Origin of the sequence: Rhodococcus sp. NPDC057297 (genome assembly GCF_042667435.1) — a bacterium.
Taxonomy (GTDB): Bacteria; Actinomycetota; Actinomycetes; order Mycobacteriales; family Mycobacteriaceae; genus Rhodococcoides.
In genome coordinates, this window is record NZ_JBHUZE010000010.1 from 121,423 (window position 1) to 136,277 (window position 14,855).

General features: G+C 66.6%; 15 protein-coding genes. 9 read left to right on the forward strand and 6 right to left on the reverse strand.

What is annotated here, in order from left to right; genetic code table 11:
- Positions 1-42: 42 nt before the first annotated feature.
- A complete protein-coding gene (locus ACFULT_RS23785; protein ID WP_378482721.1) occupies positions 43-369 on the forward strand; it encodes a hypothetical protein in 327 nt (108 codons plus the stop codon).
- A 13-nt stretch (positions 370-382) separates the two neighbouring features.
- Here the strand turns inward: ACFULT_RS23785 and ACFULT_RS23790 are convergent, their stop codons facing one another.
- Together ACFULT_RS23790 and ACFULT_RS23795 are read right to left on the reverse strand one after the other, a co-directional pair.
- A complete protein-coding gene (locus ACFULT_RS23790; protein WP_037111158.1) occupies positions 383-1,087 on the reverse strand; it encodes a TIGR03089 family protein in 705 nt (234 codons plus the stop codon).
- 18 nt (positions 1,088-1,105) lie between these two features.
- Positions 1,106-2,566: an LCP family protein gene (locus ACFULT_RS23795; RefSeq protein ID WP_037111156.1), complete on the reverse strand. Its 1,461-nt coding sequence runs from the start codon at positions 2,564-2,566 to the stop codon at positions 1,106-1,108.
- A gap of 397 nt (positions 2,567-2,963) precedes the next feature.
- Between ACFULT_RS23795 and rfbD the strand changes: the two genes are divergently transcribed.
- From rfbD to ACFULT_RS23810, 3 genes are read left to right on the forward strand one after another with little or no spacing between them, the layout of a single operon-like run.
- Positions 2,964-3,824 (forward strand): dTDP-4-dehydrorhamnose reductase, encoded by an 861-nt coding sequence (gene rfbD, locus ACFULT_RS23800; protein ID WP_378482722.1) that lies wholly within the window; start codon positions 2,964-2,966, stop codon positions 3,822-3,824.
- Positions 3,825-3,834: 10 nt separating this feature from the next.
- The gene (locus ACFULT_RS23805; protein ID WP_378482723.1) at positions 3,835-4,746 is read left to right on the forward strand and encodes a glycosyltransferase family 2 protein; all 912 of its coding nucleotides are present in this window, start codon (positions 3,835-3,837) and stop codon (positions 4,744-4,746) included.
- Positions 4,736-5,821: a sugar phosphate nucleotidyltransferase gene (locus ACFULT_RS23810; protein ID WP_037111152.1), complete on the forward strand. Its 1,086-nt coding sequence runs from the start codon at positions 4,736-4,738 to the stop codon at positions 5,819-5,821. The genes ACFULT_RS23805 and ACFULT_RS23810 overlap by 11 nt, the downstream gene beginning before the upstream one ends.
- 30 nt (positions 5,822-5,851) lie before the next feature.
- On the opposite strand, the gene ACFULT_RS23815 is transcribed toward ACFULT_RS23810, so the two are convergent.
- The 3 genes from ACFULT_RS23815 to cofD are packed head-to-tail and all read right to left on the reverse strand — an operon-like array spanning position 5,852 to position 8,734.
- Positions 5,852-6,400, reverse strand: coding sequence for an NUDIX hydrolase (locus ACFULT_RS23815; RefSeq protein ID WP_037111150.1), 549 nt, complete (start codon positions 6,398-6,400; stop codon positions 5,852-5,854).
- Between the two features lies 1 nt (position 6,401).
- Positions 6,402-7,769, reverse strand: a complete 1,368-nt coding sequence (locus ACFULT_RS23820) for a coenzyme F420-0:L-glutamate ligase (protein ID WP_037111148.1) — start codon at positions 7,767-7,769, stop codon at positions 6,402-6,404.
- Positions 7,766-8,734: a 2-phospho-L-lactate transferase gene (gene cofD, locus ACFULT_RS23825; RefSeq protein WP_378482724.1), complete on the reverse strand. Its 969-nt coding sequence runs from the start codon at positions 8,732-8,734 to the stop codon at positions 7,766-7,768. Before cofD ends, ACFULT_RS23820 begins: the two co-directional genes overlap by 4 nt.
- A 757-nt stretch (positions 8,735-9,491) precedes the next feature.
- On the opposite strand from cofD, the gene ACFULT_RS23830 reads away from it, so the two are divergent.
- Positions 9,492-9,725, forward strand: a complete 234-nt coding sequence (locus ACFULT_RS23830) for a WhiB family transcriptional regulator (RefSeq protein ID WP_027498876.1) — start codon at positions 9,492-9,494, stop codon at positions 9,723-9,725.
- A 69-nt stretch (positions 9,726-9,794) separates the two neighbouring features.
- Here ACFULT_RS23830 and ACFULT_RS23835 read toward each other — a convergent pair whose 3' ends face one another.
- A complete protein-coding gene (locus tag ACFULT_RS23835) occupies positions 9,795-10,280 on the reverse strand; it encodes a metallopeptidase family protein (protein WP_378482725.1) in 486 nt (161 codons plus the stop codon).
- Between the two features lie 75 nt (positions 10,281-10,355).
- Between ACFULT_RS23835 and ACFULT_RS23840 the strand changes: the two genes are divergently transcribed.
- The 4 genes from ACFULT_RS23840 (at position 10,356) to manA (ending at position 14,818) form a co-directional block, all read left to right on the forward strand.
- Complete coding sequence (locus ACFULT_RS23840; protein WP_206539368.1) at positions 10,356-10,769, forward strand: DUF3499 domain-containing protein; 414 nt, start codon at positions 10,356-10,358, stop codon at positions 10,767-10,769.
- A gap of 186 nt (positions 10,770-10,955) precedes the next feature.
- Positions 10,956-12,323, forward strand: coding sequence for a phosphomannomutase/phosphoglucomutase (locus tag ACFULT_RS23845; protein WP_037111142.1), 1,368 nt, complete (start codon positions 10,956-10,958; stop codon positions 12,321-12,323).
- 111 nt (positions 12,324-12,434) lie between these two features.
- Positions 12,435-13,583 carry a tobH protein gene (locus tag ACFULT_RS23850; RefSeq protein WP_378482726.1) on the forward strand — a complete coding sequence of 383 codons (1,149 nt, stop codon included), beginning with the start codon at positions 12,435-12,437 and terminating at the stop codon, positions 13,581-13,583.
- Positions 13,583-14,818 (forward strand): mannose-6-phosphate isomerase, class I, encoded by a 1,236-nt coding sequence (gene manA / locus ACFULT_RS23855; protein WP_094653288.1) that lies wholly within the window; start codon positions 13,583-13,585, stop codon positions 14,816-14,818. Before ACFULT_RS23850 ends, manA begins: the two co-directional genes overlap by 1 nt.
- Positions 14,819-14,855 lie beyond the last annotated feature (37 nt).

Below are 14,855 nucleotides of genomic sequence, written 5' to 3' on the forward strand. Positions count from 1 at the left end.
CGCGTACGCCGTGCCTCACGCGGTCGGCGCCAGGTCGTCGTCGTGACCTGGCTGGCGCTTGCCTACGCGGGCCTGTGGCGAGCGAGAGTCGAGTTCGACGAGCCGAGTGCACTGTTCGTCGCGTCCGGGATGCGGTACGGCTTCGGGCGCGGTGGGACGACGATCGGCGGTGTCTACCTGACGAACTCCAACGTGTCCCGTCGGGTATTGCGCCACGAGGCCGTCCACGCCGATCAGTGGGCGCGATACGGCATCGCCTTCGCGCCTCGCTATCTCGTCGAAGAGATCCATCGACCGGGCGCGAGAAACAGATACGAGATCGAGGCAGGCCTGGCCGACGGCGGCTATCGCATCCGACGACCGGAGTGACGAGTGAAGCGGGCTAGAGGGTCTTGGTGACCTTCTCCGTCGCGACGCGGCGTTCGGTCTTCGAGTCGTCGGGCGAGCTGACCTGAACCAAAGATGCGCCGGCGGCGAGCACCGAGAGCAGCCCGTCTATCAATTCGTCGGCCGTGGTCCACGGCAACGAGGACAGCACGCGGTCTCCCACCGCGATCGAATGCGCCTCGGCGCGGGCACGTGCGGCGCCGAGAACCTCTTCGACCGACCGACCGTCCAGAGCGCCCGATTGTCCCGACGGCCGAAACTGATCCCCGTGCACACGGACCGACGTCGCGTAATCGGTCACACCCACCGGTAGATCCGGGACCGGTCTACCGAAGGCGTCGAGCGACAGCGCCACGACCTCGGGCACGTCGCCTGCGTCGTCGATGCGCCCGCCGTGCACCAACGCGACCTCCACGTCGGGGTCCGCGCTCAGGGTGACGTCGGCGCCTGCCCACCACGCCCCGAGGAGCACTGCCGCTGTCTGCCAGTGCGCGGGAAGCAGTACCGAGACTCGTGTCCCCGGTTCCACACCCAGCTCGTCGCGGAGAAAGTTCGCGGTCTTCGCAGCCCAGTTGGCCAGCGTCACACCGGAGACCTCGACCCGCTCGCCGGTGGCGTCGTCGTAATACGTCACGCGCGGGCCGGCTGGGTCGGTTGTCAGGATGGGGTCCAGAAGTTCCTGCGTCAGAGTCGAAGCCACGCAGGGAACACTACCGCCTCAGTTGACGCACGCGGGGCCGGTGGAACCGGCGTCGATGGGGGGAGCGGGCGACTCGCCTGCCGAGCTGCCCGCAGTTTCGGAGGCAGCGGATGCGCTCGTTGCGGCAGGGGCGCCTGCCGTCCCCGGTCCGGAGTAGTCGGACGCGAGGACCACGCGCACGGTGCCACTCGTCAACGAATCGTCGCCGGCCACGCTGACGCCGCCGAGCGCGGCAGCGACGGCTCTCGCTTCGTCGCTCTCGGGATCGGCGGCCTGAACCGTGGTGGTGGACACCGTCGTTCCCTCGTAGTTGCCGACGGTGCCGCCGATGTACCCGAGCTCGCTCAACGTGGAGGCAACCCCGCCGGCCAGTCCGTCGATGCCGCTGTCGTTCGCGACGTCGACCGTCACCGAGGACGGATCGACCTGCGGCGCATCGGTTGTCGGGGCATCGCTGTCGTCCTCCGACGAGCCGTCCAGAAGGCCCTCGACGTACTTCTTGACTGCGGCGGGATCCACCTCGACGATGGACTCGCCGTAATCGGTCACCCCGTTGATGTCGACCGCGGGAATCGTCTCGAACTTCACTTGGCCGCCTGCAAGATCCTGCAGGCGAGTGGCGAATTGCAGTATGTCCCAATCGGAGTCGAGCACCACCGACCGTTGTACCGCCGCGCTCAACTGGTTCAGTTTGCCGGGATTGCTCAGTGTCTGTGCACTCAGCACACTGCGCACGAGCGACGCCATGAACACTTGCTGCCGCACGATGCGATCCAGATCACCGCGCGGCAGATCGTGGCGCTGCCGCACGAAGCTGAGTGCGTCGGCGCCGGACAAGGTCTGCTCGCCGGCAGGGAAATTCGCACCGGACAGGGGCTCGTCGACCGGAGCGTTGAGGCACACACCGACCCCGCCGACCGCGTCGGTGAGGAGAACGAACCCGAGCAAACCGACCTCGGCGTAGTGGTCGACGGTGATGCCTGTCAGATCGGCCACCGACGTGATGAGCGCCTCGCGGCCCGCCTCGGTGGACTGGGACTCGGCGTCGGCGTCGGACACGCCGCTCTCGACGAGTTCGAGGCGCTTGTTCTCCTTGGTGGCGCCGTACGCGGCGTTGATCTTCGACATCCCGATGCCGGGCACCTGAACATAGGAGTCGCGGGGAATCGAGATCGCCGTCGCCGACGACCCGTCGTTGGGAACGCGGATCAACACGATGGTGTCGGTGTTCGACGCCACCTCCTCGCCCGCGCGCAGTGAATCGAGTTCCGCCTGCGACAGTGCGTTTCCGTGCGCATCGGTGCGGCTGTCGGTGCCCACCATCAGGATGTCCACGGCGCCGTCGGCTCCGCCGCCGAGGCCGAGCGCGCCTGCCGTCGCGATGTTGGAACGAAGGCCGTCGATGCTTCGCCACGCGAAACCGGTGACCACCAACACCATCACGGCCAGTGCCGCGACGAAGATCTGTGGTGCTCGCATCGTCTTCGCGGATCGCGCGGCAGGGGCCGACGGGTCCCGATGTGCCGGGCCGGGTCGACGGCGGTCCGTACGCTCCGTCGCGGTCCGGCCGGTCCGGCGCGGTTCGTCCTCACGGCGACGACGAGGAATCTCGCTCCTGCTCCGGTCGGCTCGTGACCTGCGGGACTCGGCCCGAGAACCACTCCGGGGCTCCCGGCGGGCACGGGACTCGTCGGAGCGACGGCGATACTCGTCGCGGCCGGGGCGTGGGAAGTCCCCTGGCTCGTCCGACTGACCTGGCACCTGAGCGGTTCCTTCCGTTGTACGACGTTGTTCGACGATCCTGGTTCGGATCCAGGCTACTTGTGAAATCTCACTGCCTCGCTCAAGCACGGACGGCGTGCCACACTTTCCGACTGTGACGAACATTCTTGTGACCGGCGCCGGTGGGCAACTCGGACGACAGATTCTGAAACGAGCCGAGCGGGCAGGGGTACAGGTGACGGGCATCACCAGTGCCGAACTCGACATCACCGACCGAGACTCGGTCGGGGCTGCGGTGACACCAGGGTCCGTCGTGATCAATTGCGCCGCGTACACGGCCGTCGACGCGGCCGAGACGGACGAGGACCGCGCATTCTCGGTGAACGCCGTCGGGCCCGCGAACCTGGCGCAGGCGTGTGCCGAGGTCGGGGCGCGGCTGGTGCACGTGTCGACCGACTACGTATTCGACGGCACGTCCGATGTCCCCTACCAGCCGGGTGACCCCACTGCACCGCGCAGTGCGTACGGCCGCACGAAACTCGCGGGCGAGCACGCCGTTCTCGACGCGCTTCCGACGGCGACCGTCGTCAGGACCGCGTGGGTGTACACGGGCGTCGGCTCGGACTTCGTGTCCACGATGCGCAGGTTCGAACGCGAACGAGACACCGTGCGTGTCGTCGACGACCAGGTGGGATCGCCCACCTACTCGTGGGATCTGGCGGGTGGACTGCTCGAACTCGCCGCCGCGAACTCGCCGATGCCCCCGATCCTCAACCTGACGAACGCAGGCACCGCCAGCTGGTTCCAGCTCGCCCGCGCGGTGTTCGCCGGAGTCGGTGCCGATCCGGAGCGGGTGGAGCCGTGCTCGAGTGCGGAGTTCGTCCGGCCCGCACCTCGGCCCTCGTACTCGGTACTCTCGCCCGACGCGTGGAGCGAGTCCGGCCTGACGCCGCTTCGGGACTGGCGTGACGCACTCGCCGATGCCTTGGACGCCCCGGTGCACGTGGACCGATAGGGTTGCCCGCGTGAGTTCCAAGCTGGCCGTCGTGACGGTGACCTATTCGCCCGGTGAACACCTTGACCAGTTCCTGACGTCGTTGGCGACGGCCACGTCCGAGGACCCACAGGTCATCATGGCGGACAACGGCTCGACCGACGGGGCACCGGAGGCCGCCGAGGCGAAGTACCCGAACGTGCGACTGTTCCGGACCGGCGCCAACCTCGGCTACGGAGGCGCGGTCAACCGGGCTGTCGCCGAGATCGACGACAGAGTCGAGTTCGTCGTCGTGGTCAACCCCGACGTCCGGTGGCACCCGGGATCGCTCGACGGACTTCTCGACGCAGCCGAGCGATGGCCGCGCGCAGGCGCGCTCGGACCTCTGATTCGTGAGCCGGACGGTAGCCGTTACCCGTCGGCGCGGTCGGTTCCGGATCTCACGTCCGGCGCGGGCCATGCGCTCCTCGGGAAGGTGTGGCCGAACAACCCGTGGACACTGCGATACCGGCAGGACAACGAAGCAGCCACCGAACGGGCAGTCGGATGGCTGTCGGGGTCGTGCCTGTTGCTGCGCCGTGCCGCGTTCGACTCGGTGAACGGGTTCGATTCGCGGTATTTCATGTACATGGAGGACGTGGATCTGGGTGACCGCCTCGGAACCGGCGGATGGCTCAATGTGTACGTGCCGAGTGTGGAAGTAACCCATTCCAAAGGGCATGCGGCAGGTAGGCATCCGGAACTCATGCTTCCGGCCCACCACGCGAGCGCGTATCGCTTTCAAGCGGATCGCCACCCTCATCTATGGCAAGCTCCCATACGATGGGCGTTACGCGCAGGTTTGGCGACGCGCTCGAAGGTTGTTGTGGCTTCGGCACTTCGACAGCGACAGACAGACGACACTCGACCGGACCACGACAGAGAGGCCGACAATGCCAGCTGACACGGGCAAGACCACCGATGCCGTAATCCTGGTGGGAGGCAAAGGGACTCGGCTCAGGCCGCTGACGCTGTCGGCCCCGAAGCCGATGCTTCCGACTGCGGGATTGCCCTTCCTCCATCACTTGCTCGCGCGCATCAAGGCCGCCGGGATCACCCACGTGGTGCTCGGCACGTCCTTCAAAGCCGAAGTCTTCGAAGAGCATTTCGGCGACGGCTCCGATCTGGGCATCGAGCTCGAGTACGTCACCGAGACCGAGCCGCTGGGCACCGGTGGCGGAATCCGTAACGTGCTGCCGAAACTGCGTGCCGACAACGTCGTGGTGTTCAACGGTGACGTGCTCGGTGGAACCGACCTGACCGCGGTGCTCGACACCCACGCCCGTACCGAGGCGGACGTGACGCTGCACCTGGTTCGCGTCGGCGATCCCCGCGCATTCGGTTGCGTTCCCACCGACGAGGACGGACGGGTCACGGCATTCCTCGAGAAGGCTCAGGACCCACCGACCGATCAGATCAACGCAGGTTGCTACGTCTTCAAACGCGAGATCATCGAAACCATCCCCGCCGACAGGCCCGTGTCCGTCGAGCGCGAGGTGTTCCCCGCGCTGCTCGCCGAGAACAAGCGCGTCTACGGCCACGTCGACAGCGCGTACTGGCGAGACATGGGAACACCCGAGGATTTCGTGAAGGGCTCGTCGGACCTGGTGCGCGGTATCGCCCCGTCACCTGCCCTGAGTGGCCCCCGCGGTGAGTTCCTCGTGCACCCGAGCGCCGGTGTGGCTCCGGGCGCACTGCTGATCGGCGGCACAGTCGTCGGCCGCGGCGCCGAGGTGGGTGCAGGTGCCCGTCTCGACGGAGCGGTCGTGTTCGACGGAGCCGTCATCGAGGCAGGCGCCGTGGTGGAGCGCTCGATCATCGGCTTCGGCGCTCGCATCGGACCTCGCGCGTTGGTCCGCGACGGCGTGATCGGAGACGGGGCGGACATCGGCGCACGGTGCGAACTTCTGCGAGGCGCCCGCGTGTGGCCGGGCGTCAAACTCCCCGACGGCGGAGTGCGTTTCTCCACCGACGTCTGACCGGGTACGTCTGACCGGGTGCGTCCCCGATCAGCGGGCAGCCGCGAGGTCGACCAGGTGAGTGATGGTGTCCACCTCGGCGGACTCCGGCAACTCGCCGATCGGCCACCACCTCAGGTCCGTCGATTCCTCGCTGCGCACTGCTGTTGCACCCTCGGGAGCGCGCACGAGGAATCTGAGGTCCAGATGGCGCGTCGGCTTGCCGAGTGAACAGGTGATCGGATGCGTGTCCGCGGACAGAAGCACAGGATCGATCGTCAGATCGTCGATGCCGGACTCCTCGCGCGCTTCCCTGAGTGCGGCATCGACGACGGTGCTGTCGGACGGTTCGCAGTGACCACCGAGTTGGATCCATCGTCCGACGCGTGGATGAAGCGTCAGCAGTACCTGCTGTCCCGAGGAATCGAGTACGAGCGACGACGCCGTGATGTGGCCGGCTTCGTTGGAGCGAAGGCAGCCGTCGGGGCACGCCGCGAGAAACGCGAGCATGGTGTGCCGCAGCGCATCGTCGCGGGCGTCGCCGACAGGCCAGTCCTCGAGCACACGTCGAGCGGAGTCGTGCAGTGAGCGAGCGCTCACCTCACATCTCCAGCAGCTCGGAGCCCGGTGCAGTGCGCACACGAGGTTCCGACGGTTCGGCCGGGTGCCCGATTGCAATGGCTCCCATGGCTTTCCAATCGGCCCGTAGGCCGAGCTCGGACCGAACGAGGTCGGAGACGAAGATCGTCGACCCTACCCAGCAGCTACCGAGACCCCGTACTGCCAACGAGACCAGCAGTCCTTGCACGGCGGCGCCGACCGCGACGGTGAACATCGTCTCCTCGGCTGCTGTCCGGCGGGCGTCGGGATAGGTGTGCGCCCCGTCTGGAACGCAGAACGGAATCACTATCTCCGGTGCGTCGACCAGAATGTTGCCGCGAGCGACTCGGGCATCGATCGCACTCGGGGCGAGGCCGTCCGACTCGAGATCCATCCGCCATGCCTTCTGCATCTCGCTGAGCAGTCGGGTGCGCAGCGCGGGAGTTCTGACCCACACGAATCTGACGGGGTGGGTGTGGTGCGGTGCCGGTGCGGTCAGAGCGTCGGCCACGGCGTCGCGAACGATGTCGGGGTCGACCGAGTCCGGAGCGAACGACCGAACCGAACGACGCGACGGGACGGCCTCGCGCCTGCCGCGTGCGATCGATTCTTCCGTCCCGAGCCAGAACAGATCGTCTTCGCCGGGACGCACGAGATCGCGTGCGCGCGAACCGTTGTCGACCGGGGTCAGCCCGCGGACGACCGCCACCGGAACCGAACCGAGCTTGCCCTTGACGAGATCACCGGCCGCAGCGATCTCGTCCGCGACGGCGACCTCGGTGACCACGAGTTCGTTCCCCTGACTGTCCTCGGCACCGGCGTACGCGTGCACCACGGCGAGGCCTGCACTTCCGATGGCCGCGTCCGTCTGCCCGACCCGCCACGCACGCCCCATCGTGTCGGTAACCACGACACCGACCGTGACACCGAGCGACTCCGCCAGCGCAGCCCGAAGACCGGCCGCGCTCGCATCGGGATCCTCGGGGAGCAGCGCGAGTTCTGCCCGGTCCACGTTGGACCCGTCGATACCCGACGCGGCCTGGACGATGCCGAGACGGTTCTCGGTGATGAGTGTGCGGCCCTTACGCGCGACGACGCGAACAGCCTCCTGATCGACGAGCACACGCCGCGCGGCATCGCGTTCCTCCGGGTCCAGCGGAGCGGCGACCAGTCGACCTTCCACCTTCGAGAACGCCTTGCTCGTCACCACGAGGACGTCGTCGTCGCGAATCCACGGCGCGGCCGTCGCGATGGCCGCAGCGAGGTCGTCGCCCGGGCGGAACTCGGGAAGCCCTGTGACCGGTAGGATCTCGATACCGCCGCCCGGCGCGTGATCGCCGGGCACAGGGGAGCCTGCCTGTTCGGTCACAGCGCCAGCCCTGCCGAACGTAGAGCAACGGCTGCCATCTCCGCCGTGGTGGCCGGATCGGTCATCAACAGCGGCACACTGAGGACGTCGACGCCGGGAATCTCTGCCGTGTCGGTGGAATGGATCATCCACGAGTCGAGGATGCCCGTGTCGGTGCGAGCGCCGTAGTACTTTCCGACCGCCTCGGCAGTGGTCTCGACGCCGATGACCGACAGGCATTCGTCGGCCATCCCTCGCAGGGGCCTGCCGTCGACGACAGGGGACAGGCCGACGACCTTGGCCTTCGTGGTGCGCAAGGCGCTGCGGATCCCGGGGACGGCAAGGATCGCCCCGACACTCACGACTGGATTCGACGGAGCCAGGATGACGGCGTCGGCGTCGGCAATGGCGTCGAGCACACCGGGGGCTGGACTGGCCTGTTCCGCGCCGATGTGGGCGAAGCTGTGCGTCGGGATTCGAGCTCGGTAGCGAACCCACCACTCCTGGAAGTGAATCGCGCGCTGACTCTCACCCGACTCGTCGTCGGGGTCGGTGACGACGACGTGCGTCTCGCTCCGATCGTCGGAAACAGGAAGGAGGCGAACTCCGGGCTGCCACCGGTTGCACAGCGCTTCGGTGACAGCGGAGAGCGGGTACCCGGTCCGCAGCATCCGGCTACGGATCAAGTGTGTGGCGATGTCGCGGTCGCCGAGACCGAACCAGTCCGGATCCGCTCCGTACGCGGCGAGCTCGTCGCGCGCGTGCCACGTTTCGGCGATGCGGCCCCATCCTCGGTCGGTGTCGATGCCCCCGCCGAGTGTGTACATACAGGTGTCCAGATCCGGACAGATCCGAAGCCCGTGCATCCACACGTCGTCCCCGACGTTGACGATCGCGGTGATGTCACCGCCACCGCCGAGCAGTTCCTTGAGGCCCTGGAGAAATCGCGCTCCACCGACCCCGCCCACCAAGACAGTCACTTTCACAGCTGAGGAGCCTATGCCTTGCCGGACGCCTGTGTGTGGGCGCCTCGTGTCCGGCCGTGCTCGAGGCATGTTTAGCTGCCTGTTCACGGGGACGACACGCGCGGAACGACCGTTGATTCGGGGTGTCGGCCGATTTCGGGCCGTAGATGGTATTGGAAATGTGCCCATCAGCTTGACCGCACCACTGTGCGGCGTGTCTAATCACATGTATGTCATTCCAGGGTTGCCGAGCGAGTGTGCTTGGTGCCGACCTTGATTCGAACACGCGTTCCCATGTGGCGCCATTTCGTGGATACGTGTAGTAAAGGTCGAGAGTTCAGAGTGATTACGAATACCGGCGTGGGGCAAGGTGTTCGGACCGACCGGATGTATCTGCGCTAGAAGAAATGGTGAGGAGGCGGAAGCGATGTATGACCAGCACGTGACACGTGAACAACAGGGCGAGGCTCTTGCTCACCTCAGCGCAGTCGACGGCGCGCCGCAGACCGATTCTCGAGCAGGCGCAGCACGAAGCGACTGCGACAACGCAATTCAGAACGGTGCCCGAGGAGTCGAGGTCGTTCCGGTGGACGCGGGCGCCGCGTACGTCGATGCGACGCCGGCCGACGACGTCGAGCCTGACGACACCGAACACGTCGCCGCGCTTTCCGACGAAACCGATTCCGACGAAACCGATTCCGACGAGACCGATCCCGATCTCGATGTCGTTCGGGAGTCGGTGAAGCCTGTGCTCAGCTTGATCGCGGGATTCGATCAGATGTTCGAGGAGATCGAGGATCAGTGGCAGGAGCGCGCACTGTGCGCTCAGACCGATCCCGAGGCCTTCTTCCCGGAGAAGGGCGGATCCACGCGTGAGGCGAAGCGTATCTGCCTCGGCTGCGAGGTGAAGGACGAGTGCCTCGAGTACGCGCTCGCCAACGACGAGCGTTTCGGAATCTGGGGCGGACTGTCCGAGCGTGAGCGCCGGCGCCTCAAGCGCGGCATCGTCTGACCCTGCCGCGATTCCGAAGCGGCTGTGTGCACCGACGTCCGGTTCTTCCGGGTCGTTGCCGGTTGTCCGTCAGTCCTCGTCGGGCAGCGGGTCCACTACATCCGGGTCGACCCCCAGGTAAGTGGCGACCTGCTCCACCAGAACGTCGAACAGTAGATCTTCCAGGTCCTCGGGATGTTTCGCACGTCGCTCCAGCGGACGGCGGAACAGCACGATCCGAGCGCGTGTGGTTTCTCCGCGCTTGTCGATTCCCGCCGGTACCAGCCGAGAGAGCGGCACCGGGCCTTCTGCCACTACCTCGGGTGGCCAGTTCACCGATTCCGGGTCTTTCGCACGAATCTTCGGGACCTCGTCCACTGCGATGTCGAGACGTTCGAGCTTGTCGTGCCACCGGTGGTCGATGCGCGCGAATGCTTCGAGGACTGCGCGGTCGAATTTGTCGGCCCGCGATCGATGACCGGGAAGCGACGCGGGGAGGATCGGACCGCGAACACCGCGGCCTCGTCGTGATGCGGATCGGGAGGTCGTTCTGCGTCCGGAGCCGGTTCGAGCCATGCCGAGAGGCTATCGGTGCCGTTGCGCGGTGTGTCGAGCGGCTCGGCGTCGGAGTGGGGGACTACTCTCTTCCGTGTGAGATCTATGCGTGGATGCTGCCGCCCTGGGTGCAACCGATCGGCCGTTGCGACGCTCACGTATGTCTACTCCGATTCCACCGCTGTCGTCGGGCCACTGGCCACCGTCGACGAGCCGCATTCCTGGGATCTGTGCGAGGTGCATGCCTCGACCACCACAGCACCCAAGGGATGGGAGATGGTTCGGTACGAAGGTGGGTTCACCACCTCGACTCCGGACGAGGACGATCTGACGGCGCTGGCGGAGGCCGTCCGCGAAGCCGGCCGCGGAGACCGCGTTCGCGACGACGCTCCCCGACCCAGTGCCGGTGTCCGGTCCGCTACGGAGTCCACGCAGGACCGCCGCGCGGCTTCGCCCGTCAGAACCGGGCGACGCGGCCATTTGAGGGTGCTTCCCGATCCGACGGCTTGATCGGTAGCCCGAAACTGCAATTGCGGTCCGCTGCTTTGTCGTTCGGATGATCGACCCAGGCATCATTTCTGTCACATCTGGTGTGAGTCATCGCGACGTCCACCTCCATCTGTGACACATTCGTAGGTGAGTGCGCCCTCGATTCGCGCTCGCAGTTGAACCATTCGAAACCCCGAGGAGTCGTTCGTGGCACGCACTGCCGAAGCCGTCAATGCAGTCATCAAGGCCTACGACGTGCGGGGGGTGGTCGGCGAGCAGATCGATGCCGAGTTCGTTCGCGACGTCGGTGCTTCCTTCGCTCGTCTGGTGCGCGAACCCGGCGTCACGCGCATCGTGATCGGCCACGACATGCGGGCATCGTCACCCGAGTTGTCGCGTGCGTTCGCCGACGGCGTCACCTCGCAGGGCCTCGACGTGGTGTTGATCGGTCTCGCGTCGACGGATCAGCTGTACTTCGCTTCGGGATCGTTCGACTGCCCCGGCGCAATGTTCACCGCGAGTCACAATCCGGCGAAGTACAACGGCATCAAACTCTGCCGTGCCGGTGCCAAGCCGGTCGGTCAGGACACGGGTCTTGCGACCATCAAGTCCGAGCTCGTCGACGGCGTCCCGGCGTACGACGGAAAGCCGGGTTCGGTCACCGAACAGGATGTCCTCGTCGATTACGCGACATTCGTCAGGGGCCTTGTCGACCTGTCACGGGTGTCCGGAGTCAAGATCGCCGTCGACGCCGGTAACGGGATGGGCGGCCACACGGTTCCGGCCGTGTTCGACGGGTTGCCCGTCACCGTCGAACCGCTGTACTTCGAGCTGGACGGCACGTTCCCCAACCACGAGGCCAACCCTCTCGATCCAGCGAACCTGGTGGACCTGCAGAAGTTCGTGCGAGAGACCGGTGCGGACATCGGGCTCGCGTTCGACGGTGACGCCGACCGATGCTTCGTCGTCGACGAGAACGGCGACCCGGTGTCTCCCTCCGCAGTGACCGGCCTCGTCGCCGAGCGTGAACTGCGCGGCGAACCCGGAGCGACGATCATCCACAACCTGATCACATCGAGGGCGGTGCCGGAGCTGGTGACCGCGCTCGGCGGTACCCCGGTGCGTACTCGCGTCGGCCACTCGTTCATCAAGCAGCAGATGGCGGAGACCGGAGCGATCTTCGGCGGAGAACACTCCGCGCACTACTACTTCAAGAACTTCTGGGGCGCCGACTCAGGCATGTTGGCGGCATTGCACGTTCTCGCGGCGCTCGGTTCGCAGGACCGTCCGCTCAGCGAGCTCATGCGTGGGTACGAGACGTACTCGGCGTCGGGCGAGATCAACTCCACCGTCGACGATGCCGCAGCGCGGACGTCGGCAGTGCTCGACGCGTTCGCCGACCGCACTGCCGGAGTCGATCGGCTCGACGGAGTGACAGTGGATCTGAACGGAGGCGCCTGGTTCAACCTGCGTGCGTCCAACACCGAACCGCTTCTCCGGCTCAACGTCGAGGCCCGTACCTCGGACGAAGTGGACGCCTTGACGACCGAGATTCTCGGCATCGTCCGAGGCTGATCGGCGGCGCACTACTCCGTCCGAACTGTATTAATGGACGCGGCGGTGGGTATGCGGGCACCATCGGTGGCAGAAACGGCGAGTCGAATCGGGAAGGACGGTGGCACTGCGATGACTACTCTGACGCCTGCACTGGATCTGGACGATTCGGACGCTCTCGCCAAGGCCGATGTCGAAGGCTGGTTGCGCAGCGCGGCGCTGGCCGGGGCACAGGCCCGTGCGACGATGTCCTCCTACGAGGACGTCGTCGGTGACCGATTGTCGGACCTCCAGCCCCGCAGCGTGGTATTCGTTGCCGGTGGCGGTCGCGCCCGGCGCGCCACCGCGATGGTCGTCGCTGCCGTGGGAGCCCGGATCGGCGTCCCGTTGGTCGTATCGGACGGCACACCGCCGTGGGTCGGCCCCCTCGATGTCGTGGTGATCTGCGGAGACGACGCAGGGGATCCCCGGTTGTCGGAGGCCACTGCTGCTGCCGTGCGACGCGGCGCCGAAACCGTACTCGTCACTCCGGACGAGGGGCCGCTCCGTTCGGCGGCGGCCGGACGCGCGATGTTCCTGGCGCCGCGGGTGTCGGTGCGTGAACCGAACGCACTGATGCGCTACGTCGCTGCCGCGGTGTGCGTTCTGGGTGCGTTGTCGTCCGGCGCCTACCGAGCGTTGCTCCCCGATCTCGCTCGCCTCGCCGACGCGCTGGACGAGGAAGCGTCGCGAAATCACCCTCGGCACGAGGTCTTTCACAATCCGGCCAAGTCCATCGCGTCACGCATCTCAGGGCGCCGAGCGGTGTTCACCGGAGTGAGCGCACTCGCGGTGGAGACGGCACGGCACGGCGGCGAAGTGCTGTTCCGCGTCGCGGGAGTAGTGGCGGCGTCCGGCGATCTACCGGACGTGGTGGCAGCCGGAGTGCAGGCTGCCGGTGCCTCGTCCGAGATGCCGGCCGACTACGACCCGTTCTTCCACGACGACCAACTCGACGGTCCGAGACCGCAACCCGGCGTCCGGGTGTTCGTCGCCGCCGCGCCGACCGGCGCACTGGATGCCGACCGTCGTACTGCGGCTCTCGACGACGTGGAGATTCTCGTCGCGGGCGGCGACGATGCCGCGTCAGAGCCGGTTCCTGCCGTCGGCCCCGTCTCCGACCGGAGCAGTGCGCGTGATCCACTCCTGTCCGAGATGGTCGGGGAATTCGAATCGATGACACTGTTGGCCACGCGGCTGGAGATGGCTGCCGCGTACTTACATCTGATGGGCGGTGACTAGTGCAACCACTGCACGGTGCGGTTCGGTCGTACGCGTGGGGATCGAGAACCTCGCTTGCGCAGTTGCAAGGACGGCAAGTGCCGTCGGAACATCCAGAGGCAGAGATCTGGCTGGGCGCCCATCCCGCCGACCCTGCTCGGATCGGGCCGGGGGATTCCACTCGATCGCTGCTCGAGGTAATCGACGATGATCCCGATCGTGAGCTCGGAGCCACCACCTCGCACGAGTACGGGGGCCGGTTGCCGTTCCTGCTCAAGCTGCTCGCCGCCGACGAACCCCTGTCCCTCCAAGCGCACCCGAGTTCCGTTCAAGCGAAGGAGGGCTTTGCGCGCGAGGAGGCACGTCGAGTTCCGATCGACTCGCCGGTCCGCAATTATCGAGACGCGTCGCACAAGCCGGAACTGATCGTCGCGCTCACCGAATTCCATGCGCTGGCAGGCTTTCGGTCCCCGAGGCGCACCGTCGAATTCATCGATGCGCTCGGTGTGGATGCGCTCTCCGGGTACCGGTCGCTGCTCGCCGACCAACCTGACCAAGCCGGACTGCGCACGGTGTTCACGTCATGGATCACGTTGCCGGGTCCTGCACTCGATGCTCTCCTCCCGTTGGTGGCCGAGGGATGCATCCGCTACTTGTCGACGGGTGCGCACGCCGATGACGGCAAATTCGTCGACGAGGCACGGACATTGTTGGAACTGGGGGAGTCCTACCCAGGCGATGCAGGCGTTCTGGCCGCGCTTCTCCTCAACCGGGTGACGTTGTCACCCGGGCAAGGGCTCTACCTGGATGCCGGCAACCTGCACGCGTACCTGTCCGGTACCGGCGTGGAGATAATGGCCAACTCCGACAATGTTCTTCGCGGAGGACTGACGCCGAAGCACGTCGACGTACCGGAGTTGCTGAGAGTGCTCGATTTCGAGCCCGCCGAAGTGAACATCCTCGATCCCGAGGTATCCGGCGATTCCTCGACGATCGTCTACGACACGCCTGCACCGGAGTTCGCGCTGTCCCGGACGGCGCTCACGGACGGCGCGTCGGCCACTCTCGCCAGTGTCGGCCCGCAGATCGTGCTGTGCACCGAGGGCCGGGTGGCCGTGCAGGACGGTGAGAGCGAGCAGATCGTCGAACGCGGCTCGGCAGTATGGGTCTCGGCGTCGGAGGCAGCCCCGACCGTGACCGCCCGGTGGGGCGACGCCGAAGTGTTCCGCGGAACGGTGGGCAACTTCCGCGTCTGAGGCACGCGTTCGCTCGAGTTGCATCGAGCCGGCGTGC